This window comes from Synechococcus sp. WH 8016 (genome assembly GCF_000230675.1).
Lineage (GTDB): Bacteria > Cyanobacteriota > Cyanobacteriia > PCC-6307 > Cyanobiaceae > Synechococcus_C.
This window is the reverse complement of sequence record NZ_AGIK01000002.1, coordinates 150,712-173,777: the sequence shown is the minus strand read 5'-3', so window position 1 is coordinate 173,777 and position 23,066 is coordinate 150,712. Positions and strand designations below refer to the sequence as shown.

22 protein-coding genes, 1 tRNA gene and 1 other RNA gene are annotated in these 23,066 nt (G+C 57.5%); 13 read left to right on the top strand and 11 right to left on the bottom strand.

What is annotated here, in order from left to right:
• Positions 1-810 carry an ion transporter gene (locus SYN8016DRAFT_RS07720; protein ID WP_006853787.1) on the top strand — a complete coding sequence of 270 codons (810 nt, stop codon included), beginning with the start codon at positions 1-3 and terminating at the stop codon, positions 808-810.
• Positions 811-954: 144 nt separating this feature from the next.
• On the opposite strand, the gene SYN8016DRAFT_RS07715 is transcribed toward SYN8016DRAFT_RS07720, so the two are convergent.
• The 3 genes from SYN8016DRAFT_RS07715 to rnpB form a co-directional block, all read right to left on the bottom strand.
• Positions 955-1,128: a hypothetical protein gene (locus tag SYN8016DRAFT_RS07715; protein ID WP_216725582.1), complete on the bottom strand. Its 174-nt coding sequence runs from the start codon at positions 1,126-1,128 to the stop codon at positions 955-957.
• A gap of 9 nt (positions 1,129-1,137) precedes the next feature.
• On the bottom strand, positions 1,138-1,902 hold the full coding sequence (rnc, locus tag SYN8016DRAFT_RS07710; RefSeq protein ID WP_006853785.1) for a ribonuclease III: 765 nt from the start codon (positions 1,900-1,902) through the stop codon (positions 1,138-1,140).
• Positions 1,903-1,982: 80 nt separating this feature from the next.
• Positions 1,983-2,373: RNase P RNA component class A (gene rnpB / locus SYN8016DRAFT_RS14265), an RNA gene on the bottom strand.
• Between the two features lie 22 nt (positions 2,374-2,395).
• Between rnpB and SYN8016DRAFT_RS07705 the strand changes: the two genes are divergently transcribed.
• A tRNA-Arg gene (locus SYN8016DRAFT_RS07705) sits at positions 2,396-2,469 on the top strand.
• A gap of 123 nt (positions 2,470-2,592) precedes the next feature.
• On the opposite strand, the gene SYN8016DRAFT_RS07700 is transcribed toward SYN8016DRAFT_RS07705, so the two are convergent.
• Together SYN8016DRAFT_RS07700 and SYN8016DRAFT_RS07695 are read right to left on the bottom strand one after the other, a co-directional pair.
• Positions 2,593-3,066, bottom strand: coding sequence for a GNAT family N-acetyltransferase (locus SYN8016DRAFT_RS07700; protein WP_006853783.1), 474 nt, complete (start codon positions 3,064-3,066; stop codon positions 2,593-2,595).
• Complete coding sequence (locus SYN8016DRAFT_RS07695; protein ID WP_006853782.1) at positions 3,063-3,428, bottom strand: DUF1778 domain-containing protein; 366 nt, start codon at positions 3,426-3,428, stop codon at positions 3,063-3,065. The genes SYN8016DRAFT_RS07700 and SYN8016DRAFT_RS07695 overlap by 4 nt, the downstream gene beginning before the upstream one ends.
• A 217-nt stretch (positions 3,429-3,645) precedes the next feature.
• On the opposite strand from SYN8016DRAFT_RS07695, the gene SYN8016DRAFT_RS07690 reads away from it, so the two are divergent.
• On the top strand, positions 3,646-4,806 hold the full coding sequence (locus SYN8016DRAFT_RS07690) for a Fic family protein (protein ID WP_006853781.1): 1,161 nt from the start codon (positions 3,646-3,648) through the stop codon (positions 4,804-4,806).
• Here the strand turns inward: SYN8016DRAFT_RS07690 and mscL are convergent.
• Entirely contained in the window at positions 4,786-5,169 is a 384-nt protein-coding gene (mscL, locus tag SYN8016DRAFT_RS07685; protein WP_006853780.1) for a large conductance mechanosensitive channel protein MscL, read from the bottom strand. The two genes, SYN8016DRAFT_RS07690 and mscL, sit on opposite strands and share 21 nt — an antisense overlap.
• A 145-nt stretch (positions 5,170-5,314) precedes the next feature.
• Here mscL and SYN8016DRAFT_RS07680 point away from each other — a divergent pair, with 145 nt between their 5' ends.
• Positions 5,315-5,668, top strand: coding sequence for a hypothetical protein (locus SYN8016DRAFT_RS07680; protein WP_006853779.1), 354 nt, complete (start codon positions 5,315-5,317; stop codon positions 5,666-5,668).
• A 36-nt stretch (positions 5,669-5,704) separates the two neighbouring features.
• Positions 5,705-6,160 carry a hypothetical protein gene (locus SYN8016DRAFT_RS07675; RefSeq protein WP_006853778.1) on the top strand — a complete coding sequence of 152 codons (456 nt, stop codon included), beginning with the start codon at positions 5,705-5,707 and terminating at the stop codon, positions 6,158-6,160.
• An 85-nt stretch (positions 6,161-6,245) separates the two neighbouring features.
• Here the strand turns inward: SYN8016DRAFT_RS07675 and SYN8016DRAFT_RS07670 are convergent, their stop codons facing one another.
• Positions 6,246-8,768, bottom strand: a complete 2,523-nt coding sequence (locus SYN8016DRAFT_RS07670) for a glycogen/starch/alpha-glucan phosphorylase (protein ID WP_006853777.1) — start codon at positions 8,766-8,768, stop codon at positions 6,246-6,248.
• Positions 8,769-9,043: 275 nt separating this feature from the next.
• Between SYN8016DRAFT_RS07670 and SYN8016DRAFT_RS07665 the strand changes: the two genes are divergently transcribed.
• On the top strand, positions 9,044-10,438 hold the full coding sequence (locus SYN8016DRAFT_RS07665; protein ID WP_006853776.1) for a cation:proton antiporter: 1,395 nt from the start codon (positions 9,044-9,046) through the stop codon (positions 10,436-10,438).
• 19 nt (positions 10,439-10,457) lie between these two features.
• Here the strand turns inward: SYN8016DRAFT_RS07665 and SYN8016DRAFT_RS07660 are convergent, their stop codons facing one another.
• Positions 10,458-10,772, bottom strand: a complete 315-nt coding sequence (locus SYN8016DRAFT_RS07660) for a hypothetical protein (protein WP_006853775.1) — start codon at positions 10,770-10,772, stop codon at positions 10,458-10,460.
• A 63-nt stretch (positions 10,773-10,835) separates the two neighbouring features.
• Between SYN8016DRAFT_RS07660 and SYN8016DRAFT_RS07655 the strand changes: the two genes are divergently transcribed.
• Both SYN8016DRAFT_RS07655 and SYN8016DRAFT_RS07650 read left to right on the top strand, forming a co-directional pair.
• The gene (locus tag SYN8016DRAFT_RS07655; protein ID WP_006853774.1) at positions 10,836-11,792 is read left to right on the top strand and encodes an alpha/beta fold hydrolase; all 957 of its coding nucleotides are present in this window, start codon (positions 10,836-10,838) and stop codon (positions 11,790-11,792) included.
• A 32-nt stretch (positions 11,793-11,824) separates the two neighbouring features.
• The gene (locus SYN8016DRAFT_RS07650) at positions 11,825-12,685 is read left to right on the top strand and encodes a galactose mutarotase (RefSeq protein ID WP_006853773.1); all 861 of its coding nucleotides are present in this window, start codon (positions 11,825-11,827) and stop codon (positions 12,683-12,685) included.
• Here SYN8016DRAFT_RS07650 and SYN8016DRAFT_RS07645 read toward each other — a convergent pair.
• Entirely contained in the window at positions 12,660-13,883 is a 1,224-nt protein-coding gene (locus SYN8016DRAFT_RS07645) for an FAD-binding oxidoreductase (RefSeq protein WP_071778042.1), read from the bottom strand. The genes SYN8016DRAFT_RS07650 and SYN8016DRAFT_RS07645 overlap by 26 nt on opposite strands.
• Positions 13,884-13,939: 56 nt before the next feature.
• Here SYN8016DRAFT_RS07645 and SYN8016DRAFT_RS07640 point away from each other — a divergent pair, with 56 nt between their 5' ends.
• A complete protein-coding gene (locus tag SYN8016DRAFT_RS07640; RefSeq protein ID WP_006853771.1) occupies positions 13,940-15,358 on the top strand; it encodes a four-carbon acid sugar kinase family protein in 1,419 nt (472 codons plus the stop codon).
• Here SYN8016DRAFT_RS07640 and SYN8016DRAFT_RS07635 read toward each other — a convergent pair.
• Together SYN8016DRAFT_RS07635 and SYN8016DRAFT_RS07630 are read right to left on the bottom strand one after the other, a co-directional pair.
• The gene (locus tag SYN8016DRAFT_RS07635; protein ID WP_006853770.1) at positions 15,355-16,629 is read right to left on the bottom strand and encodes a (Fe-S)-binding protein; all 1,275 of its coding nucleotides are present in this window, start codon (positions 16,627-16,629) and stop codon (positions 15,355-15,357) included. The genes SYN8016DRAFT_RS07640 and SYN8016DRAFT_RS07635 overlap by 4 nt on opposite strands.
• A 49-nt stretch (positions 16,630-16,678) precedes the next feature.
• A complete protein-coding gene (locus SYN8016DRAFT_RS07630; protein ID WP_006853769.1) occupies positions 16,679-18,103 on the bottom strand; it encodes an NADP-dependent isocitrate dehydrogenase in 1,425 nt (474 codons plus the stop codon).
• 207 nt (positions 18,104-18,310) lie between these two features.
• On the opposite strand from SYN8016DRAFT_RS07630, the gene SYN8016DRAFT_RS07625 reads away from it, so the two are divergent.
• From SYN8016DRAFT_RS07625 to SYN8016DRAFT_RS07610, 4 genes are all read left to right on the top strand, one after another.
• Positions 18,311-18,772, top strand: coding sequence for a hypothetical protein (locus SYN8016DRAFT_RS07625; RefSeq protein WP_006853768.1), 462 nt, complete (start codon positions 18,311-18,313; stop codon positions 18,770-18,772).
• A gap of 73 nt (positions 18,773-18,845) precedes the next feature.
• The gene (locus SYN8016DRAFT_RS07620; RefSeq protein ID WP_006853767.1) at positions 18,846-19,559 is read left to right on the top strand and encodes a heme oxygenase (biliverdin-producing); all 714 of its coding nucleotides are present in this window, start codon (positions 18,846-18,848) and stop codon (positions 19,557-19,559) included.
• Positions 19,560-20,660 carry a glycosyltransferase gene (locus SYN8016DRAFT_RS07615; protein WP_006853766.1) on the top strand — a complete coding sequence of 367 codons (1,101 nt, stop codon included), beginning with the start codon at positions 19,560-19,562 and terminating at the stop codon, positions 20,658-20,660.
• Between the two features lie 607 nt (positions 20,661-21,267).
• Complete coding sequence (locus SYN8016DRAFT_RS07610) at positions 21,268-23,058, top strand: ABC transporter ATP-binding protein (protein WP_253909826.1); 1,791 nt, start codon at positions 21,268-21,270, stop codon at positions 23,056-23,058.
• Positions 23,059-23,066 lie beyond the last annotated feature (8 nt).

Sequence of the window (23,066 nt, the reverse complement as noted above, 5' to 3'; positions counted from 1 at the left end):
ATGACCCTGCGTCTGCGATTGCGGAAGATTGTTCTTGAGGCAGACACACGGGCCGGCCGTGTCTACAACCTGATCATTTTCGGCACGATTCTGCTCAGTGTGGCTGGATTGTTGGTTCAGCCCCATCCCTTGAGGTTGGCCGCCCCGGGGGAAGTGCCCAGTTGGGTGGGGCAACTCGAGCATGGTTGTTTGTTGGTGTTCATCGCCGACTTCCTGTTGCACCTGTGGGTGTCGCCCAGGCCGCGCCAGTACCTGTTCAGCTTTTACGGCCTGATTGATGTGTCAGCCGTTCTGTTCTTTTTCGTTCCCCAGATCAGCAGTGGCCTGATCCTCTGGATCTTCAAGTTCGGGCGGGTGCTGCGCGTGTTCAAGCTGCTGCGCTTCCTCGATGAAGCCCAGCAGCTTGGCAATGCCCTAAAGGCCAGTGCTCGCCGCATTGGCGTGTTTTTGTTTTTTGTAGTGATGGCCCAAGTGGTGCTGGGCTACTTGATGGTGCTGGTGGAAAGCAGCCATCCCGAAACCCAGTTCCAGACCGTTGGCCAAGGGGTGTATTGGGCGATCGTCACGATGACCACCGTGGGTTACGGAGACATCGTTCCCCAAACCGTGCTCGGCCAGTTGCTTGCTGCGGTGGTTATGCTATTGGGCTTCGGAATCATCGCCATTCCCACGGGGATCATCACCGTGGAAACGATGCAGCAGGTGCGCCGCAGTGGCCGCACCTGCCTGAGTTGTGGAGCACAGAGCCATCGCTCGGAAGCGTTGCATTGCGATCAGTGCGGAGAGGTCTTGCCGCCCCTATCGGCGTGAAGCGTGATGGCGTTCACTGCCGAATCCAGCATCGGGAGAAGATCCGCGTCCGCTGCGATGCTCTGATCGCGAAAGATCAGGGGTGAAACCTTCAGATGCCGAAGAGCCACCACAGCATCACCTGGGTAACAGCCAGACAGCGCATCAACTGTTGAACAAATCGGCAATGTGCTGCTCCACGGCCTCCCCAAACGCTTCATCAACTTGGGAGGCCTGAAGGGAAAGAGCAGAGAGACTTCCAGGATCCTTCAAGCCGGCAGCCGCAGCGCAGGGAACCAACTTCAGCTCAGCTTTGCCTTCAGGGGGGTTCTTGTTCAACTCTTTGCCTCAGCTGGTTTGAGTTTGAGAGCTTGATGGAAGGCTTGCAAGTGTTGTTTGTTGCATCGCCGCTTTAGCCGCCTGCTGCTCTGCTTGGCGCCGCGACCCACCCCAGGCTTCTGCCCTTGGGTGGTTTTGGTCCTGAATGAACACTTGGCAATGAAAGCGCCGCGGATCGCCATGGCGCCGGCTGATTTCCTGGCAGGTGTAGGTCGGTAGCCCTAGCCCCTGCGCTTGGGTCCATTCCTGCAGCGCCGATTTGCTGTTACCGCGGTGGGGATCGGCGAGCACTTCGCGGCTTGTTTCCTGCCAGTAAGGGGCGAGCCAAATTTGGACAGGAGACACCTTGCCAGTGATTCGGTAGATCGCGCCGATCAGAGCTTCGCAGTGCTCGGCGCGGAGGGTGGCGCGTGCTGCTGTGTCACCGCTGGCTTTGGCTCCCAGCTTGATGAGCGCTTCGATGCCGATTTTGCTGCCGAGCTCCGCCAACCAGCGGTCGCTAACTAATTGGGCGCGCAGAGCAGAACGTTCGCCTACAGGCATTTGGGGGTGTTCGGATTCAATGAAATCCGAAGCCGCCAGCCGCAACACCGCATCACCAAGAAACTCCAGCTGTTCGTGATGGCGGGCGAGCCCTGTGGAGGTGTGGGTGAGCGCTTCGTCGAGATGCTCCAACTGCTCCAGGTTCAGCTCTTTCTCTTTGGTACCGCTTGAGCCTGCAACCAGCTGGCGCCAGAGCGCTTGCAGTTGCTGTTCACGCTGGGGAGTGATCACAGCAACTCCTTCGGATGCGAATGCCTTGGTTTTAGCGGCACGTTCCCGTTGACGCAGCCCGAGGGACCATCAATAAAAGGGGTGAAAGCAGGACATAAGCCGGGTTCTGTTCACCCTTCCAAGGAAGGGGGGTGATCATCTATCTGGGATCGCCGTTACCGACGACCTCGAGCGGCGCACTATGGCGGAACGGGGAAGATGGCCACCCGTCGTTCCTAGGCCTTGCTCCCAGCCGGGGTTTACCGAGCCAGCACCTCTCGATGCTGCTGGTGCGCTCTTACCGCACCTTTGCACCCTTGCCTGTGCCGGCAGAACCGGCCATCGGCGGTGTGTTTCTGTGGCACTCTCCTCACGGTCACCCGCACTGGGCATTACCCAGCAAGCCTGGCCATCGGGGAGCCCGGACTTTCCTCAACCGATGACTGCAGCCCGAAGGCAACACCCATCCATTGCGATCACCTCGCCTACTTTCAACCCCCATAATGGCCTGTGAGGGGCTGTAGCTCAGCCGGATAGAGCGACGGTTTCCTAAACCGTAGGTCGTGGGTTCGAGTCCCGCCAGCCCCGTTTTGTGAAACCCCGTTGACTCCATAACTTTGATGGATGTCAAGGACCGAAAAGAGGCTCTAGCCAGCAGTTGCTGTTGAGGTCAATGCTGTTGGGGGCGATCCCACCGGCGTGAAGCCTGCTTCAGCGACTCATTGTGAGGCGGATGTCCTTGAGCAGCAGCAACAAGTGCAGGGGATCAGTGGGTGATCGCTCGAACTCAGGGATCAGATGTTCATAGAAGCCTCGGGCTTGCCCGGATTCGGCATGCACCAGCAAGCCGCGGCAGCCGATGGCGTCGCTGAGGCTCGCGACCCTTGAGATCACATCCAGCAGCAGAGCTGCACCGAGGCCCTGGCCTTCATGACGTTCGTCCACCCCCAGGCGGGCCAGCAGAGCGACGGGCTGCGTGATTCCCACGCTCGCCATGCACCAGGCGTAGTAGGCAACGACGGCTGATTGATCGATCTCTTTAACCACAAACACGCGGGTGGTGCCAGTTCCATGGGCTTGCTTGGCGAACTCCACAAGCCAGGTGGTCTGCTCCTTGGAGCGGCAGAGGAAGCCTGCGAGTTGGTGACGGGCCGCCAGCAGCTCCGGGGGGCTGTAGCGGCTCACGGCTGGGGTTGATCCGCCGCGGGCTTGGCAAAGGGTGAGGGACGCTCCAGCAGGCGCGTCAGGCCGGGCAGGCTGCGGGCCGGGCGGCTGTTGATCCGCTCCCATTCCTGCTGGGCGTCTGCATCGAGCAGAACGTGCTGCCGATCAGCCAGCACCCGCTGTGCGGCTAGCCGCCCCTGGGAGAGAAGGAAGGAACTGCGGTCGGTGCCGAGGGCAGCAGCGGCCCGATCCAGCAGGTCGCGGTCGTCCTCTGTGGCCCGCAGCTCGATTCGGCTCGTCTTGGCCGGCCGGTAGCCGGGCGGCTTTGTGCTGGTCACGTCGAGAAACCCACCAGGAACGTACGGACACTGTACGGCGCTCATCTGAAAAGGGGAGTGCGGCCCCCAGCGATGCAGATCGGCTGATAATCGATCAGAGCCGGATCGCTTCAGATGGCTGGCCGGATTAGTCCCAACAGCCCGTTTTTAAATCCTTATTGGTTGCAGAGCTTTTCATGGAGTCTCAAGGCCAGAGACTGGCTCAATGAAGCGATTCCTTGTCATGAATCGCTTCGCCAGATGAAGCGATTAAGCTGAGCCAATGGCTTCATCTTGGATCTGGCAGCAGCCGGACTGGCCCCAGTTCCGTTGGAAGAGCTCCTCTCTGGAGCCTCTGCTTGAACAGGCCCGTTTGGCACGTCATGAGCTGCTGAGCAGGCTGGAATCGCTAGAGCCCCCGCTTGATCGCGAGGCGATCTCTGCCTTGTTGGGCCGCGAGAGCTTGGGCACGGCGGCCATTGAAGGGGAGCTGCTGGATCCCGTCCAGGTGCGCTCTTCAATCGCGCAGCGGCTGCGCCTCCCTCTAACCGAAGGTCACCCGACCGCCAGCGCCCAGGTGGAGGGCCTGCTGGATGTCTTGATGGAAGCCACCAGCAGCCTTGAAGCTCCCCTTTCCCTGGCCACGTTGAACCACTGGCACCAGCGCTTGTTTGCCGCTGGCCCCGATGGCCTGCGCGCCATTCGTATTGGTGAGCTGCGGGATGAGGCCCCAATGCAGGTGCTCTCTGGAGTGATCGGCCGCGAGCGCCTGCACTTTGAAGCGCCACCCCGAAACCAGCTCGAGCGGCAGCTGGAGGTTTTCCTGGATTGGATCGCCTCCCCGCCAGCTGAGCTCGACGGGCTGCTCCGGGCCGGCCTGGCCCACCTCTGGTTCCTCACCCTCCACCCCTATGAAGACGGCAACGGCCGCCTAGCCCGTGCCATCACTGATCGGCTTCTGGCACAGGACTGCAGAGCCAGCGTTCAGCAGGGGTTATCTGCCCGCGCCCTCGGCATCTCTGCTCAGATCTCGCGCGAGCGCGAGGCGTATTACACGGTTTTGGAGCGCTGCCAGCGAGGAGATCTCGATGTCACGGGCTGGCTGAGCTGGTTCTTGGAGCAGCTCACGGCAGAGGCGGTCACCAATGGCGCCGTGATTGATGCGGTGCGGCGCAAGGCGGCTTTCTGGTGGAGCCATCGTTACAGCGGCTTCAACAACCGCCAGCAGAAACTGCTCAATCGGTTGCTGGATGCCGAACCGGAGGGCTTCACGGGCGGCATGACCCTGCGCAAGGCCATCAGCCTCACCAAAGTGAGCCGCGCTACGGCCTGGCGAGACCTGAGCGAACTCGTGGAACAGCAGGCGATCGAGCCGATCGGGGAGGGCCGCAGCCGCGCCTATCGGATCCATTGGCCAAGCGCTTCAGAACCCCTTGCGCTCTAAAGCGTCAGTGAGGCGAGTGATGGCGGAAGCTAGTTGAGCTTGGGGGTCAGGCTTCGTTTCCTCAATGACCTCTTGCTTCCGCTTTGAGGCCTCAATTGATTTCACAATCAAGAAGCACACAAAGGCGATCACGAGGAAGTTGATGATCGCCACAATCACGCTGCCTGCAGGCCAGGCATTGATCGAGTCCACATTGGCGGCCTTCAAGGCCGGCTCAAGCGCATTGGTCATGATCAAGGTCACGACGGAGCCAACAACCTTGCCGAATGCGCCAGCAATCACAACGGCAATGGCGAGATCAACCACATTGCCTTTGTTGATGAAAGCTTTGAAGTCTGAGATCAAACCCGCTTTGCGTGTCATGAATGCGTGAATTGGATATCTATTAAGTAGTCATTCAGAGTGCGCTTTCCCGCCAATTGATACGAATTGATTGATTCGGTGTCTTGACGCGATGGGCTAGCCAGATGCTTTAGTCCCGCTATTTTCGAGGGTGTGAACCGGTTCCATGACCCAGCTTCACGAGCTTCGGCTGCGGCTTTTGGTTCAGCAGGAAAGCGAGCGCATCGCTGCCAGCCAGCCAACAGACCTTGATTTGTCTGTGGTACAAGCGCGCTGCCTCTGCTGGCTCGCCCTCTTGGCGGAAGCCCATGAAGATCAGGCCAGTGATGCTGAGAGTCGTGGAGACACTGAACAAGCGATGGGTTGGTTTGCCGACTCCATGCGTTTGCGCGATGCGCTCAATGTGGTGAGCTCGATCGAGATTCCGCTTCCAGGAGTTGTGGACAGGGATGGAGATCCGTTCGGTGATCAGCTTGGTGATCGGTCTGGGTTCGATCAGGATCCACCGCTAACGGCCTGATCAGGTGCGATGATGGGACATAACTGAGGGTCTGCTTTGCCTGAAGAGCCCTGTCAATGTCCTGACTGTCAACGCTTCTATCGAGAGCACGACCGTCTGATCAGAGAGTCACCAACGTTGCGTCAGCAGCAGGAGCTGAGTTGGGCGGCGCTTCAAGCCTTTAGAACCCTGTCTGGTCGCGTGCTGGAGGATCTCCAAAAGCAACACGGCACTCCGGGCGCTGACGCCCAAACCCATGCCACCCCGATGGGTGGTGGAGAAGAGCCTGCTGATGCCATCCATCAAGCAATGGCTGATCTTGAAAATATCAATGCTCATTTGTTTTCCATCGAAGCGTTGATGGAGCGCATCTTTGATGTGCGTGTGCCCGACGATATTGAACAGAAATTCAGGGAGCTGGCCGGTGAGCTCGCCCCCGACCCTCTTAATGCTGATCGCTTGCGTTTGAATCGCCTGTTGCACCAAACCCCTGATCTTCCTGATCGCAGCTGAACCAGCTGAGATCAATCCCGCTCAAAAAAAGCCCTCGCGTTGTGCGAGGGCTTTTTTAATGCAAGTTCAATGGCTGTGCCCTTAATCAGCGCACGTCACAGGTGATCTCAACCGGCATGGGCTCCACTTTCCAGATGTCACGGCAGTAGTCACGGATCGAACGATCCGATGAGAAGAAGCCGCTTCTGGCGCTGTTCAACACCGACATCCGGTTCCAATGATGGCGATCGGTCCAGGCCAGGCTCACCGCATCTTGAGCGCGCAAGTAATCGGCAAAATCAGCCATCACGAAGAAGGGATCATTCCCCGTGAGGTTGTCGATCAGAGGACGGAACAGCTCACCATCGCCATTGCTGAAGTGACCCATCTCCACCAAGCGGATGGCCTCAGCGAGCTCAGGAACAGACTCCACCACTTCCCAAGGCCTGTAACCGCTTTGCTTGAGGGCAGCAATTTCTTCCACGGTCTTGCCGAATAGGAAGAAATTCTCCGTGCCCACGTGCTCACGGATTTCCACGTTGGCGCCATCAAGGGTGCCAATCGTGAGCGCTCCATTCATCGCGAATTTCATGTTGCCGGTGCCGGAGGCTTCCTTGCCAGCCGTTGAGATCTGTTCGGAAAGATCAGAGGCTGGATACACCTGTTCGCCGAGCTTCACGTTGTAATCAGCCAGGAACACCACCCGCAGCCGTCCGTCCATGTCGGGATCCGCGTTGATCGTTTCGGCGATGCCATTGATAAAGCGGATGATCAATTTGGCCATGTAATAGCCAGGTGCCGCTTTGCCTCCAAAGATCACCGTGCGTGGTGCCATGCCATCGGCCTTGCCGTTTTTGATCCTCAGGTACTGGGTAATCACCTGCAGAGCATTGAGATGCTGGCGTTTGTACTCATGGATGCGCTTCACCTGCACATCAAACAAGCTAGAAGGATCCACCAACACTCCGGTGTTGCGGTGGATGTAGGTCGATAGCTTGCGCTTCACGGAGAGCTTGGTGTCTTCCCAATGCGTCAGGAAGCCCGTGTCGTTCTGGCGATCCTCAAGTTTGCGCAGGATCTCCATGTTGGTGACCCAATCGGGGCCCACATGCTCATCAAGCAGGGTGGAGAGTCCTGGATTGGACAGGGCCACCCAACGCCTTGGGGTGACGCCGTTGGTCACATTGGTGAATTTTTCGGGCCAGAGCTCGGCGAATTCAGGCATCAGCTGCTCGCGCACCAAATCGGAGTGGAGGGCTGCGACGCCATTCACGTGATGGGCGCCAATGGTGGCGAGGTGGGCCATGCGGATGGACTTCCCACCCTCTTCATCAATGATCGAGAGCTTGCGTTGAATCGCCTCGTTTCCGGGATAGCGCAAGCGCACCTGCTGCAGGAAGCGGCGGTTGATTTCGTAAATCAGCTCTAAATGCCTGGGCAGCAGGCTTCCAAACAGGTTGAGATCCCATTTCTCAAGGGCCTCGGGAAGCAAGGTGTGGTTCGTGTAGGCCACAGAACGCCGGGTGATGTCCCAAGCCTTGTCCCACTCCATATGGCGATCATCGATCAACAGACGCATCAGTTCTGCAACCGCGATGGCCGGGTGAGTGTCGTTGAGCTGAACGGTCCAGTACTCGGGGAAGTCGTCGACGGAAAGACCACGGTTATCGAGGCTGCGCAACATGTCCTGAAGCGAGCAGCTCACAAAGAAGTGTTGCTGCTTCAGGCGTAGGCGCCGGCCCTCATCGGTGCCGTCGTTGGGATACAGCACTTTGGAGAGGGTTTCGCTCCCCACTTTCTCTTCCACGGCGCCGTAGTAATCGCCGATGTTGAAGGCATAAAAATCGAAGCTTTCCGTGGCATCGGCCCGCCAGAGACGCAGCCGGTCGCAGGTGTTCACGCGATAGCCGAGCACCGGCACATCGTGGGGAACACCAATGGCGTGATCCGAGGGGATCCAGCGCGAGCGGTAGTGGCCTTTGTCGTCGAGATAGCTCTCCGTGCGGCCACCAAAGCCCACGAAACAGGCCTGATCGGGTTGCGGAAGCTCCCAAGGCCAGCCTCCCTTCAGCCATTTATCGGTGACCTCCACCTGCCAGCCATCGCGGATCAGTTGGTCAAAAATCCCGAACTCGTAGCGGATGCCATAGCCCGTGGCTGGGATTTGCAAGCTTGCCAGCGACTCCATGTAGCAAGCGGCAAGGCGCCCCAAACCGCCATTGCCGAGGCCAGGCTCCTCCTCCACCTCGATGATCTGTTGCAGGGATTCAATCCCGAAGCGCTTTACGGCCTCTTCCGCTTCGTTCTGGATTCCCAGATTGAGCAGATTGTTGGCCAGTTGCGGTCCAATCAGGAACTCCGCAGACAGATAGGCCACCGTTTTTTGCGGTCGAGCTCGAATTGCCTCCAAGCTGGCCAGATAACGGGTCATCAGCCGATCGCGCACGGCATAGCTAAGGGCCATGTAGAGGTCATGGCGGCTGGCGGATGGAGCCAGCTTGCCCAGCGTGAAGAACAGATGCTCTGTCATGCCGTCAAACACGGCATCAGCATCCAATCCCGCCCGTTCTGGGTCGGCATAGCAACCAGGAGTTGGAAGGCGAAGATCGAGGGGTTCGGAGCTGCTCATGGAGGGAGAAATATGGCGTTTACGTTTTGTTGTGCGTTAAGTGTGCTGGTATTTGGCCAAGAAAGCTTGAAATGGTGCAGGAACTGTGACCCAGTCTTCTCGTTAAGCGGATGGCCACAGGGTTGTGAGTGGTGGCCTTCCTTTCCCTGCTCCAGCCTCAATGCGCGGTTCGCAGGGCTTCCCTCTTTGTTGCCATTAGCTAGCAGGCTTATGCAATGCACGGCCTTCGATCCCTTTTGCCCTTAAGGTCCCGCTGAGAAAACATGCAGATTTCAATGCTTGCTGCTGCGATTCCGCCCCTTCTCACGCCGCTGCTGGCTGAACTGTCAGCCCACGATCTCGAGATGGCTGCCACCTTGATTGGGGTTGGCCGCTTCATGTTGATCTTCGTGGCAGCGCGAGCGCTGGCCGAGGTTTTGGTTCGTCTTCAGCTCCCCACAATCTTGGGAGAGCTTCTGGCTGGTGTGTTGATCGGCGCGTCCGGTTTGCATCTCTTGGTGCCGCCAGAAACCCAAGTAGAGCTGAGCAATGGCTTAATCACCCTGCTGAGCTCTCTGGGCAATGTGCCGCCTGAATCGGTCACGGAGCTCTACAACGAGAGCTTCCCAGCCTTGGAGGCTGTGGCCCAGCTGGGTCTGTTTGCCCTGCTGTTCCTCACCGGTTTGGAGAGTGAACTCGATGAGCTGATCGCGGTGGGCACCCAGGCCTTCACCGTGGCTGTGGCCGGGGTGGTGTTGCCCTTTGCCCTGGGGACCTGGGGGCTGATGGCCATCTTCCACGTGGGCGCGATCCCAGCGATCTTTGCCGGCGCGTCGATGACCGCCACCAGCATTGGCATTACCGCGAGTGTGTTCGGAGAACTCGGATATCTAAAAACCCGCGAGGGGCAGATCGTGATTGGTGCGGCCGTTCTCGATGACATCCTCGGGATTGTGATCTTGGCCGTGGTGATCGCCTTAGCTTCGGGCGGAACCCTGGAGATTGGTCCAATCCTCAAGTTGGTGGCTGCAGCGGCTGTGTTTGTTGTGGCGGCGATTGGTTTGAGTCGTACGGCAGCGCCTGCCTTCGATTGGTTGATCGACAAGCTCAAGGCCCCGGGTGAGGTGCTGGTGGCGTCCTTCGTGATCCTGGCGCTGAGCTGCTTTACCGCTACGGCGATTGGCTTGGAAGCGGCCCTTGGTGCCTTCGCGGCAGGGTTGATTCTCAGCAGTTCGAAGCACAATCACGCCATCCAACAGGCCGTGCTGCCGATCGTGACCCTCTTTGCCACGATCTTCTTCGTGCTCGTGGGTGCGGGCATGGATCTGTCGGTGATCAATCCTTCGGACCCTGCGAGCCGTACCGCTTTGGTGATCGCCGCTTTCCTGTTTGTGGTGGCGGTGATCGGCAAGATTGCGGCTGGTTGGGCCTTTGTGAGCAAGCAACCCACCCGTCGTCTTGTCGTTGGGCTGGGAATGATGCCGCGCGGAGAAGTGGGTTTGATTTTCCTGGGCCTTGGCACCAGCGCCAAGCTGCTTTCACCGTCTCTCGAAGCAGCCATCCTGTTGATGGTGATCGGCACCACCTTCCTGGCGCCGGTGCTGCTCAGGTTGGTGATTGGTGGTGACAAACCCGATGACGACGACAAGGTCGACAGCGAGGTGGCGGCTGATCCGGTGGGTTTGATCTAACCGCTAGAGCTTTGAGGCCCTACTCCCCTTGCCCGCGGGCGACCACGAGAAACAAACTCCAGCCAATGGTGATTAAGGCCAGGCTGGAGGCCCAGCCTGGTCCGAGGGCCCAGGCCAGGATGAGTTGGGTGATCACCCCCACAGCGAGGGCGAGCAGCAGACTGCTGATCACCAATGCGGCCTGACGCCAAGCTCCACTGAGGGGCCCCTCCTCCAAGCTGGCCTCCAGTCGTTGTAGTGGGCCACTAAGTGGTAGGTAGAGGGCAAGCGCCCAAAACAGGCCTCCGCTGAGGGTGCTGCTTTGCAGCAGGGGCCCCATGTCGTATGTGTCCATCGTTGGCAATTGCCCGGCGCTGCGGAGGAATGAACTGGATGCCTAGCATCGCCGCCCGACGGGATGTGCGTGGTGGGTGAGACCTGGTGGCAGTTTGAGAACCATGCGGTGCATGGTCTTTGCCAGATGCCTGAACAGCCTGAGGCCGCGGCCCAGGCCAAAAAGCGACCCGCCGTGTTGCTGGTGCATGGCTTTGGCGCTTCGACCGACCACTGGCGCTACAACATTCCAGTGCTGGCAAGTGAGTACGAGGTGCATGCCCTCGATCTCCTTGGTTTCGGCCGCAGCGCCAAACCAGCCGGGCTCACCTACGGCGGTGCGCTTTGGCGAGACCAGTTGGTGGCCTATGTCCAGGAACGGATCGGCCGCCCCACCGTGATCGCCGGAAATTCGCTTGGGGGGTTTGCGGCCTTAGCGGCTGGTGCTGCTTTGAAGGACCAGTCGGCGGGGGTGGTGCTCCTGAATGCGGCAGGCCCCTTTAGTGATGAGCAGCGTTCATCACCCGGGGGCTGGGGTGCGATCGCCCGTCGCACCATTGCTTCGGCCCTGCTCAAAAGCCCGGTGCTGCAACGGGTGTTGTTTGAGAATTTGCGCCGCCCGGCCACGATCCGCCGCACCTTGAATCAGGTGTACGTCGACCGCACCAATGTGGACGAGGCCCTCGTGGAATCCATTCGCCTTCCGTCGCTGGATCCGGGGGCGTTTGGCGTGTTTCGCACCGTGTTCGATATTCCCAGTGGCCAACCCCTGGATGAATTGTTTGATCAGCTGCAATCCCCCCTGTTTCTGCTCTGGGGGATCCGCGATCCCTGGATCAATGCCGCTGGACGTCGCGCCAGCTTTCAACGCCATGCTCCGGAGAACACCCATGAGGTGGTGTTGGAGGCCGGTCACTGCCCCCATGACGAGGTTCCTGATCAGGTGAACAAGGCTCTGCTCGATTGGCTCGGCTCCTTACAAAGCTCACAAACCAAACCAGCGGCGGCTGGATCGAGTCACACCCGCAGCGCGGATGGCTGAACTGTGGTCACACTGAAGAGGCTCTGGGTTTCATGGCCATGACCCTTCGTCAACTGTCGACGCCGTATCCCCATTGGGAATATGTGCATCCCCAAAGTGGTGATCGCCTACGGCTTGTGCCCGAACGGGGCGGCATCGTCACGGAATGGCTCTGCAATGGGCGGGAGATTCTCTATTTCGACCAGCTGCGCTATGCCGACCCGGCGCAGAGCATCCGGGGGGGAATTCCCGTGTTGTTTCCCATCTGCGGCAACCTTCCCGGCGACCGGCTTCCCTTGAAAAGTGGGGAAGCCACTCTCAAGCAGCATGGGTTTGCCCGTGGCTTGCCCTGGCAGCTGGAGCTGCTGGATGACCAGAGCGGCGTGCGTTTGCGTTTGACCGATACGGACGAGACCTTTGCGCACTATCCGTTCCGTTTTCGCCTGGAGATGGCGGTGCGTCCGGTGAGTGGTGCGTTGGAGATCACCACCACGATTGCGAATCTCAATAAGGGAGGAGAGTTGATGCCGTTCAGTTTTGGTCTTCACCCCTATTTCAATGTGACGGACCTCAGCCGCACGAGCATCGAGGGCTTGGCACCCCAGTGCCTGAACCACCTCGTGATGGCAGAGGCTGAAACCGGAGATCAATTGAGCCGACTGCCAGAGGGAGTGGACTTTCTCACCCGCCCGGCTGGACCGGTCACCCTGGTGGATGAGGCTGCGGGGACGCGCTTGCAGCTTCAGCATCAAGCGCCGATGGATCTCACGGTGGTCTGGACAGAGCCTCCGCGTCCGATGGTGTGCCTCGAGCCCTGGACGGGACCGCGCCAGTCCCTGATTAGTGGGGACGGCAAGCTAGAGCTCGCTGCGGGCGAGAGCATCCAGCTCAGTTGTCGCTACGCGCTGAGTTGAGAGGCGTTGCGACCCCAGGCAGTCGCCCTCTTGAGAGTTGTTGTTTGGGGTCAAACTGACGCTTCACGGCCTCAATCAGGGGGCGGGATGGGGCATCCAGCCAGGCCGGTAGAGCCCCGGGCTGGGTCCCTGGCCCTGGTTGGATCAGCACGCTGAGCTGCCCCCCTAACGCCATCACCCGTCGCCTCAGCGCTTCGATTTGGTACGGCGGTGTGGGGTGACCGCTGGTCTGCCAGCCCTCACCGCTTCCGGCTCCAGCGGCCAGCCTCCAATGCCAGCCCGAGAGCGCCGTGCATTCACGCGAGCTCAGCAAGGCTTGGAGCTCGGCGGGGGGGAGGCAGAGGCGCAGCAGCCAGGGCGGATCTGTGCTTAGGCCAGATTGTTCGGGGATCGGGTGGTCCCACGGCTGTCGCTCTGCGCTTACCCCCGCCTGGGCAGCGAGCGTCTCGAGCCGGTTGAGCTGGTCGACGACCGCAGCATCACTGATGCTGGCTACGCCAAGAAGGATCCTTGGCCCCTGGTCTGGGCGGAGCTCCCAATCAATCCACTCAGGTGTGAAGCTGCTGCCCACCACCTCGGCTCTGAATGCTTCGAGCTGGCTGAGCTCACCCTCTAGAACAAGCTGCCCGCGTGGTTCACGCAGCGGTTGCACGCGCAACGTGACCCCGGAGATCAAGGCGACACTGCCCCAGCTGCCGCAGAGCAGGCGCATCAGGTCATAGCCGGCCACGTTTTTCACCACCCTGCCGCCGGCTCGGGCGCTCACCCCATCGCTGCGGATCAAGCTGATGCCAATGATCTGGTCGCGCACGCCGAGGTGCCGTTGGCGCAGGCCTCCGGACAACCCCCGAGCCACCAGCCCGCCGATCGTGCCCGCCGATAAAGGCGAGGCCATGCTGCTGCCCCAGGGCCAGTTCAGCGGAAGCCATTGCTGATGGTCTGTCAGGGCTGTTTGCAGGTCCGCCATGGGCATGCCCGCATCCACGGTGATCGTGAGGTCATCCACGGCGTGGTCAACAATCCGCGAAAGGTGGCGCATGCTCAGCAGCGGCCCCGCATCAGCGGCAAGAGGAGGGCCCCAGTGCAGACGGCTGCCTAAGCCAGAGGGAACCCAGGGCGTCCCATCGGCATGCATGGCGGCGATGAGTTGGCCAAGCTCCTCAAGAGAATTGGGTGCTAGGACCGCAGTGGAGGACAACCCTTGTTCAGGCACGTGAGCGAACAGGCCAGTTCAGTAAACCCATCGATCGTGCCATGAAGATTGTCGTAATCGACGACGATCCCACCGGTTCTCAGACGGTGCACAGCTGCCCGCTGTTGTTGCGTTGGGATGAAGGGGCATTGCGTCGAGGGTTGAGGCACCCCTCGCCGTTGCTGTTTGTGTTGGCAAATACGCGGGCGCTCCCGCCTGAGGCCGCGGCCAGCCGCAACCGCGAGATTGTGGACGCTCTGGCGCTGGCCATGGCCGCTGAAGGCATTCAGGAGCATGAACTGCTGCTCGTGAGCCGTGGTGATTCCACCTTGCGCGGCCACGGCGTGCTCGAACCAGAGGTGCTGGCGCAGGTCTGGGAGGCGCACTTCGGAGCGGTGGATGCCACCTTGCACGTGCCCGCCTTTTTTGAGGGAGGGCGCACCACCGTGGATGGGGTGCATCGTTTGCATGGAGAGCCGGTGCACACCACAGCGTTTGCCCAGGATCGCCTGTTTGGTTATGGCACCAGTAATTTGGCGCAGTGGCTCGAGGAAAAGAGCGCTGGCCGGATCGCTGCCAACGCCGTGGTTCGCATCCCGCTGACGCTGCTGGAAGCAGAGCGATCTGCGGATCTCTTGGCTTGTCTTGAGAGCCTCGAAGACAACAGTCCCGTTGTCGTGGATGCGACCCGTCCCGAGCAGCTGCAGGCGCTCGGAGTCGCCATCCGCAGTTTGCAGGGGCGCAAGCGCTTCTTGTTTCGTTCTGCCGCAAGCCTTCTCAATGGACTCGTGAATTCCGGTCCGACGCCCTTAGGACCCCAGCCCCTTGATGCCCATGGCCTGGCGGGCTTGCGTCGCAGTGATCTCCACGGCCAGCCGCTCCCTGGTTTGGTGGTGGTGGGCTCCCACGTTCCTTTGGCGGATCAACAGTTGAAATCTCTCTTGGCCAACGTGCGTTGCCGCGGCATTGAGCTGCCGGTGGCTCGCATCGCCCGGGTGCTGGAGGGGGGATCTGCTGATCTGCTCTTGCCGGATCTGGAGGCGGAATGGCGGAGTCAACTGGAGCGAGCCCTGGATGAGGGGCACACGCCGGTGCTGTTTTCCAGTCGTGGTGAGTTGCTGTTTGGATCAGGGGCGGCAGCGGCTGCGGGGCGGCTGCGCTTTGGGATGGAGCTGGCATCCCTGATGGCCCGTTTGCTGGCCGGCGTGGCAGCGCGGCTTGGCTACCTGATCAGCAAGGGAGGCATCACCACCGGCACCCTGCTGGTGGAGGGGCTTGGCCTCGAGGCTGTTCAGCTGGAGGGTCAGCTTTTGCCAGGCCTTTCACTGGTGCGATCCATGTCTCCCTTGGATCAGGGGCTTCGGGAGCAGGAACCCAGCGACCCATTGCCGGTGCTCACCTTTCCGGGAAATCTTGGTGAGCCAGACACCCTCACCGAGGCATGGCGTTGGCTCGAATGCTTGAGGGGTGAAGGGCTTTAGGCCTTGCTTGGCGTTGGGCTGAACGGTCCCACCCCAGCGGAGCGGGCGAGCAGTTCCATGGGGTGCTCCACCTTGGGACCGTCTTGGCTGAGGTAACGCCTTAGTTGCAGGCTGCAGCCGATGTTGGCGCTGGCCACAATCTCGGCTCCCGTGCTGCTGAGGTCGTCGGCCTTGAGTTGGCCGAGTTCAGCTGCCTCGTCTGGTTGCACCAGGTTGTAGATACCGGCACTGCCGCAACACACCCCGGCTTCCGTGGCTTCTTTGAGCTGGAGTTCGGGAATGGCACGCAGCAAGTCCCTGGGCTGGGCGGCAATCCCCTGGCCATGGATCATGTGGCAGGCGTCGTGATAGGCCACCTTGCAGGGCAGCGGTGTGAGCGCTTGTCGAAACGACTCCGAAAGCCCCCGATTGGCCAAGAATTCATGCACGTCCAACACCGGCGCATTGAAGGTGTCTGCACCATCGAGCAGTTCCCCATAGGCCTTCATGGTGTGCCCGCAACCGGAGGCGGCCACCAGAACGGCATCCAGGGCGTCCTCTTGAAAGCTCTGCACCAACGCCCTTGCCAGCTCCTGGGTTTGTTGGAGTTGGCCTTGGTGGTGGCTCACCGCCCCGCAGCAGCCTTGATTGGCTGGAATTACCACCTCGAAGCCATTGGCTTGCAGGACGGCCACGGTGGCTGCGTTCACCCCTGGATCAAAGCAGCGTTGAACGCAACCAAGCACCAAGCCCACCCGGCCGCGCTGTTCGCCATGTGCCGGATTCACCCTGGGGAACCGATCGGCAAACCCCTCGGGAGATAAAGGAGGCAGGAGTGCTTCCATCGCTTCCAGTTGCGGGCCCAGCAGCTGGAGTAGCCCTGTTCTGCGAGTAAACCGCTGTAGCTCCGTCCCGGCATAGGCGCGCAAGGGTTGCAGGAGCGCGCGTAGGCGTTTGGGGTAGGGCAGCACCAGGAGCAACAACTGCCGGAAACTGGTTTGCCAGCTGCTGCGGAATTCAGGTTGGTTGAGTTTTGGGCGGGTCGCTTCAATGAGCTGGTCGTAGCGCACGCCGGATGGACAGGCGGTGACGCAGGCGAAGCAGCCCAAGCAGCTATCGAAATGGCTGGCCACCGTGGCATCCATCTCCAGCTCTCCAGCTTCGATCGCCTTAAGGGTGTGGATGCGCCCGCGCGGGGAATCCATCTCTGTGCCCAGCACCCGATAACTGGCGCAGGTGGGCAAACAAAATCCGCAGTGAACGCAGGGGTCGCTTGGGTCGACAAAAGCCATAGGCCGATTCTGGCTTGAATCGGCCTGTTGTTGCTCAAAAGCGCTCCGTTTAAAAACGCTTGATGATGGCGTCTGCAAAGCCACTACAACTCACCGGATCCACTTTGGGTTCCATCAAGCGGGCGAGGTCGTAGGTGACCTGCTTGTCTTTAATGGCAGCGCTGAGGCCCTTGGTGATCAGGTCGGCCGCCTCTTGCCAGCCGAGGAATTCCAGCATCATCACCCCGCTCAGGATTACGGACCCGGGGTTGATTCGATCCAATCCGGCGTGCTTGGGGGCGGTGCCATGGGTGGCCTCAAAGATGGCGGCCGTTTCGCCGATATTGGCTCCTGGAGCCATGCCAAGGCCTCCTACCATCGCGGCGGCGGCATCGGAGATGTAGTCGCCATTGAGGTTGAGGGTGGCCAGGATCGAATATTCCTGAGGCCGGGTCTGGATCTGCTGGAAGATGCTGTCGGCGATGCGGTCATCCACGAGCACCATGCTTTTCCATTTGCCGTAGCCGTGGCTTTCGCCAATCGCGGCGAGCACATCGCGCACTTCTGAATCAATCGCCTCTTTTTTCTCGGGCGTGAGGCTGTCGTAGCCGGGCTCAATCATCCGCGCGTTGTCCTGGGCGCTGAGGGAGTGATCCCGGTCGAGATTGTCGAGAATCCAACTTTCTCGTTCCGTGATGCAAACGTCGCGGAATTCGGTGGTGGCTAGCTCGTAGCCCCAGTCACGGAAGGCCCCTTCCGTGAATTTCATGATGTTGCCTTTGTGCACCAGCGTCACGTGCCGCTTGTTCCCTTCCAAGCGCAGGGCGTGTTGGATGGCTTTACGGATGTGGCGCTGGCTGCCGTGCTTGCTCACCGGCTTAATACCGATGCCGGATCCTTCCGGGATTTGCCGTTTGCCGAGCTTGCCGTTGGCGGGAATGACCACCTCATTGAGATGCTTGCGCAGCTCTTGGCCGATCGGATCATCGGCTTCCCACTCCACCCCCATGTAGATGTCTTCTGTGTTTTCCCGGTACACAATCACGTCTAGATCCTGCGGGCGTTTGTGCGGGCTGGGCGTGCCTTCGTAGTAGCGGCACGGACGAACGCAGGAATACAGATCAAAGATCTGGCGCAGGGCCACATTCAGCGAGCGGATGCCGCCACCCACTGGAGTGGTGAGGGGCCCCTTGATCGCTACACCGAAGCTGCGGATCGCTTCGAGGGTGTCTTCAGGAAGGTATTGATAGGTGCCGTAAAGGTCGCAGGCTTCATCACCGGCGTAAACCTTGAACCACTCGATTTTTTTGTCTCCCTTGTAAGCCTGCGCGACAGCTGCGTCGAGCACCTTCTGAGTGGCGGGCCAGATATCAACGCCTGTTCCGTCACCGCGAATGAACGGGATAATCGGATCGTTGGCCACCACGGGTTGGCCGTTCTCGAAGCGGATTGGGGTGCCCTGGCTGGGGGCTGTGAGCTTCTCGAACTGGGCCATGGAGGGGTCGCTGCCTGGCGGTATTTTGGATTTGGAGAGCTTATGACTCGGGAGGTGCTGCCTAAGGCTCTCCGTAAGCCTTCACGCACGATCGATGGTGAACCTCAACATCGATGTGGAGTTACCAGGGGGTTATTGCTGCTGTGGATGAACCGTAACGGCAGCTGGCGCAAGCTTTGGTGACCCTTCACTCTGGGTTCAGCGGAGATGAACCCAGTGAATGCGGCGATGGCGGTCCATAGCGTGGCATTGGCCCAGTCCTTGGCCTCCGGCATCACGCTGGTTCGGAGGCAGTTCCCTGCGGCTCAGCCGAATTTGAGCCCCTGGCGTGATGACCCATGCACCCGCCATTGGGACGAGGCCACAACCTTGGATTTGGCCTTTGATTTCCCAGGTTGGAGCCCGCGGCTGCAGTGTCGCAGCTTGTTGCTGCAATTACGGCTGAAGCCGGAGGAGGGAGAGATGTCCTCGTCTTGTCCATCCCTCCTTGGCGTGGTCATGCGTGGCATGACCTTTGACGGCGAACGCTGGCGTTTAGCAACGGTGGGCGATTGGTTGCCGGTTGGTCCCCATCTACCTCAACGGGATCAGGTGGAGCGGTTGCAAGTGATTTGTCGAGAGTTGTTTGAGGTGTTCGAACATGGTGTGACCGATCGCACCTGTTCTTAACCCTTCGCAACTGATCAGAGCCATCATCGCAAACTGAATTTAAGGTCATTGAATTGCTTCGTCTTTAACTCGTATGTCCGTCGCTCTGGCTACCCAGCTCCGGGAAGGGACGAAAAAGTCACACACCATGGCCGAGAACACTGGCTTCGTGAGCTGCTTCCTCAAGGGTGTAGTGGACAAGCTGAGCTATCGCAAGTTGGTAGCAGATCTCTTCTTTGTCTATGAAGCCATGGAAGAGGAGATGCATCGACTCAAGGATCACCCCGTGTTGGCCCCGATTGCCTTTGAACAGCTCGATCGCGTCACAGCCCTCGAGGAAGACCTCGCGTTCTATTTCGGCCCTGAGTGGCGTCAACAGATTGAAGCCTCTCCTGCCGCAACGGAGTATGTCGCTCGGATTCGTGAAGTAGCTCAGACGGCGCCTGAGTTGCTGGTGGGTCATCACTACACTCGCTACCTGGGCGATCTCTCCGGTGGGCAGATCTTGAAGAACATTGCTCAGAAGGCGATGAACAACCCCACCGATGATGGATTGCACTTTTATGTGTTCCCTGAAATCGCGGACGAAAAAGCTTTCAAGACCAACTATCGCTCCGCGATGGATGCCTTGCCGATTGATCAGGCCATGGCTGATCGCATCGTCGAGGAGGCCAATCAGGCTTTCCACCTGAACATGAAAATGTTCCAGGAGCTTGAAGGCAATCTTGTTGCTGCCATCGGCAAAGTCCTGTTTGGTTTCCTTACGCGCCGTCAGCGAACTGGAAGCACTGAGGCTGTTGTGGCTTAGATGTTCAGCGAGGAAGATATTCAAGACTCCTCAAGATTGTTGACTCCAATTCGGGTTCTGGTGCCTGGCACCGGGCCCCGTTTTCGCTGTGGTGGATTGAGCGTTGCCTTGCAAACGGCTCGACTCCTATCGGAGTTGCGTTCCACGCAGGTTGTGACTTACCGCGAGCGTGAACTTGGTTATCCATTTCTAGAAGATGTATTGAGGCGCGAAACTGCACCAGGGGAAGCGCTTTGGCTGGTGAGCTGGGGGTTTGATGTTCCCCAGTTGATTCACAAATTGAAGGGAAGACCTGTTGCTTATCAAGCTCACAGCAGTGGATATGGTTTCGACCTCCCGCCAGGTGTTCCAGTTATCGCAGTCAGCCGCAATACTCTTGGTTATTGGGGAGATCGTGTACCGCGGAATCCGCTGTTTTTGATCCCCAACGGATTGGAACAGAAATGGCTGGAAAATGGTGCACGTCCCAGACCAAACCAAACTGCTGACTTGGCATCAAAACGCTCTATCGATGTTTTGGTACAGCAGCGAAAAAGCAGCCCCTATGTGCTTCATCAATTAGTGCCTGCGCTGAGGAAGAATGGATTGCGTGTGGAAGTGCAAAGCGGTTGGGTGGACGATCTTGTGAGCTTGTTCAACAGCGCCACCGTCTATGTCTATGACTCTGCTGAGTACTGGCGTGGCAGCGGTGTTAGTGAGGGTTTTGGGCTTCCACCCTTAGAGGCTCTGGCATGTGGTTGCGTGGTGTTTAGCAGCCTGAATCATGCTCTCGTTGATACGTTGACTCCAGGTGTAACGGCCCATCAGATTGGCTGCGGCAGCCTTCGCTATGACGTGCAACGGATTGAAAAGGCCGTGGCGAATCCGCAGAGATGGCAAGCCCCAATTCGAGAGCTGGCGGTTCTGATGGACTTGAGCTCGGAAGCTGTTATGCAGAAGCGATGGAAAAACGTGCTCAATCAGTTGCAATCATGTGCTGATGCAGGGGGAATGAGCCCATCAGATCAACTTCTAATGTCAAAATCTACGTGGCGCTTGAAGTGGGAAAAGAGGATAAGACTTGTGTTGGCTAAGGCTAGTAGATTGCTTGCTAGCCATTAAAGATTTAAATAAATACTGATGTTAGATTTTGGCTTGAATGATAAATGAGGGATCCATTAGTGGGCTTGGTCTAGATATGAGTTGATAATTGATTTCCGAAAGATTTGCAATGGATGGGCAGATGTCGCACTCTAATTAAGCCTGTCCTGCTTCTGTCTTAGACTAAAACACTAAAGTATGCAGTTACAGGCAGAAGATGCCGCAAGTTTTGATAGGTTTCCCCTCGGTTTTGGCAAGCTTTTTTATTGGGTAATGCTAACAGATTAATGGCTGAATGCTGCTCATGCTATGTGTAAATATCTTTTGTTTTAGCCGGGAAAGCTGGTTTATTGATGGAGAGGAGTGTTTTTTGGCAGTAAAGATTGACGGCATTCGTTTAATCTACGATTTTTCTGGTTGAGGTTGTTATCGGGTCTTCTCAAACTTGAGATGGTTGACAAAGAATTTTTGATTTTGGTGGTCAATCGGTTGTCCGGCTGACACATCCTCGGGATGTGGCGGAGGGCTAATGGATTTATATTCTTTAATACAGATGCTCAGAGGGCTCTTGTTGAAACGACCCTTTCTTGAGCGGACCTCTTTACGGCGCAGTCAAACGCTTCGCCTGTTGAGGGCTCTTATTGCTTACCTGCCTTCGCAGCAACATAGAGTTTTAGGTCTATTGCTATTGATCTCAATAGTTGTTGGTATTGGAGATTTGGTTTTTGTAGGTTTAGTGGCAAAGCTTGTTGGCTCTTTTAGTGGTTCAGACTTGGCCAATAATGTTCCATTTATTAGGGTTTTTGGGGGTGATGCCTTAAACCGTGGGCTTTGGATTGTTGCAATTTTATTGGCATTGATTTGGATTTCTACCGCACTAAAATTTGCCTCTAAATTAATAGAGGTTCGAGTTAGTGCAGATATATGGGCTGTTTTTGGCAATCGTGTTTACAGTAATCTGATTCTTCAAGGCTATGATTATTATAAGGATACTAGTTCAATTACACTGTTAACGAGATTGAATCGCGTGCTAAGCAAAGTATCGGATAATATAGTTATTCCAATGCTGTCCATTGTTAGCAATATCCTGTCTTCGGGTATTCTTGCTTTAGGAGTTGTTGTAGCATTTGGTTGGATCGCGATAGCTGTATTTGGTCTTTTGACTATATCGTATGTTTTAGCTTCACACTTTATTTCCCCCCGTCTCCGGTTTTTGACAAGTCAGCAATACATTTACAAAAGTAAAGTTAATCAAATATTGATTGAATCAACGCGCTCAATTCGCGATATTCATTTACACGGTGCTGAAAATTATTTTATAAATCGTTTTGGTGCGATTGGGACTCAGGGAAAACGTTACGATAGATTATTAAAGTTACTTCCTGACATTCCACGATTTGTCATTGAACCTGCTGGTGTAACTGTTCTATTTGGTTTGGGTTTATTGCCGCCTTTGCTTAGCGGGGGTGGAACTGACTCTGTTCGCGATGCTTTGCCGGCTTTAATTGGTGTTGTATTTGCGTCCTTGAGACTTGCTGCTCCAATGCAATCTGTTTCGAAATCAGTTAATAAATTACGAGGATCTCTTCCAGACCTTGAAGATGCATTGAGTTTGTTGGAATTAGCGCCTGTCCGTTATGCCTTTCAGTCAGAACTACCAGTAACGCCTGCGGGAATCATGCCTCGCCATACAATTAAGCTTAGCAATGTATCGTACAGCTATAATGAATCTTCGGGCATGGCATTAAGTGATGTTGACGTCACTGTTCCAGTGGGTGCCCGGGTTGCATTGGTAGGTAGTACGGGAGGGGGGAAAACAACAGCGGCTCATATTATGCTTGGATTGTTAACTCCAGTGGAAGGTGAATTACTTCTCGATGGAGTTTCTTTGCAAAGAAACGAACTGCAAGCATGGCAGAAATGTTGTGCTTTTGTCCCTCAAAACATAAAGCTGCTTGATGCAAGTGTGCGTGGAAATGTTGCATTTGGTGTTGACGATGACGATATTAATGAGGATCGGCTTTGGGAATGTTTAGAGATGGCTCAGCTTGCAGAGTTTGTTTCGGAGCTTCCGTATGGCGCTTTCACCAAAATTGGAGAAGATGGAATGCTCCTTTCTGGTGGTCAGCGTCAGCGCTTGTCATTGGCGAGAGCTTTTTATAAGCAAGCTCAGGTGCTTGTATTAGACGAAGCGACTAGTGCCTTAGACAATAAAACGGAGAGTGAGGTAATGGAAGCCCTCGAGCTTATTGGCCGACGTTGTACAACAATTGTCATTGCACATCGTCTTTCTACTATTCGTTATTGTGATCGTATTTATGAGTTTAATCATGGAAAGGTAGTTGCTTATGGTAATTATGAACAGCTGCAAAACCGTTCATCTAGTTTTCGAGAATTGGTTGAGCTGCAGGATCTTTAAATTTAGTT

Coding starts and splice junctions, on each gene's coding strand:
- SYN8016DRAFT_RS07720 (WP_006853787.1), top strand. CDS start 1: ATGACCCTGCGTCTGCGATTGCGGAAGATTGTTCTTGAGGCAGACACA.
- SYN8016DRAFT_RS07695 (WP_006853782.1), bottom strand. CDS start 3,428: ATGAGCGCCGTACAGTGTCCGTACGTTCCTGGTGGGTTTCTCGACGTG.
- SYN8016DRAFT_RS07690 (WP_006853781.1), top strand. CDS start 3,646: ATGGCTTCATCTTGGATCTGGCAGCAGCCGGACTGGCCCCAGTTCCGT.
- mscL (WP_006853780.1), bottom strand. CDS start 5,169: ATGACACGCAAAGCGGGTTTGATCTCAGACTTCAAAGCTTTCATCAAC.
- SYN8016DRAFT_RS07680 (WP_006853779.1), top strand. CDS start 5,315: ATGACCCAGCTTCACGAGCTTCGGCTGCGGCTTTTGGTTCAGCAGGAA.
- SYN8016DRAFT_RS07670 (WP_006853777.1), bottom strand. CDS start 8,768: ATGAGCAGCTCCGAACCCCTCGATCTTCGCCTTCCAACTCCTGGTTGC.
- SYN8016DRAFT_RS07665 (WP_006853776.1), top strand. CDS start 9,044: ATGCTTGCTGCTGCGATTCCGCCCCTTCTCACGCCGCTGCTGGCTGAA.
- SYN8016DRAFT_RS07660 (WP_006853775.1), bottom strand. CDS start 10,772: ATGGACACATACGACATGGGGCCCCTGCTGCAAAGCAGCACCCTCAGC.
- SYN8016DRAFT_RS07655 (WP_006853774.1), top strand. CDS start 10,836: ATGTGCGTGGTGGGTGAGACCTGGTGGCAGTTTGAGAACCATGCGGTG.
- SYN8016DRAFT_RS07650 (WP_006853773.1), top strand. CDS start 11,825: ATGGCCATGACCCTTCGTCAACTGTCGACGCCGTATCCCCATTGGGAA.
- SYN8016DRAFT_RS07640 (WP_006853771.1), top strand. CDS start 13,940: ATGAAGATTGTCGTAATCGACGACGATCCCACCGGTTCTCAGACGGTG.
- SYN8016DRAFT_RS07635 (WP_006853770.1), bottom strand. CDS start 16,629: ATGGCTTTTGTCGACCCAAGCGACCCCTGCGTTCACTGCGGATTTTGT.
- SYN8016DRAFT_RS07630 (WP_006853769.1), bottom strand. CDS start 18,103: ATGGCCCAGTTCGAGAAGCTCACAGCCCCCAGCCAGGGCACCCCAATC.
- SYN8016DRAFT_RS07625 (WP_006853768.1), top strand. CDS start 18,311: ATGAACCCAGTGAATGCGGCGATGGCGGTCCATAGCGTGGCATTGGCC.
- SYN8016DRAFT_RS07620 (WP_006853767.1), top strand. CDS start 18,846: ATGTCCGTCGCTCTGGCTACCCAGCTCCGGGAAGGGACGAAAAAGTCA.
- SYN8016DRAFT_RS07615 (WP_006853766.1), top strand. CDS start 19,560: ATGTTCAGCGAGGAAGATATTCAAGACTCCTCAAGATTGTTGACTCCA.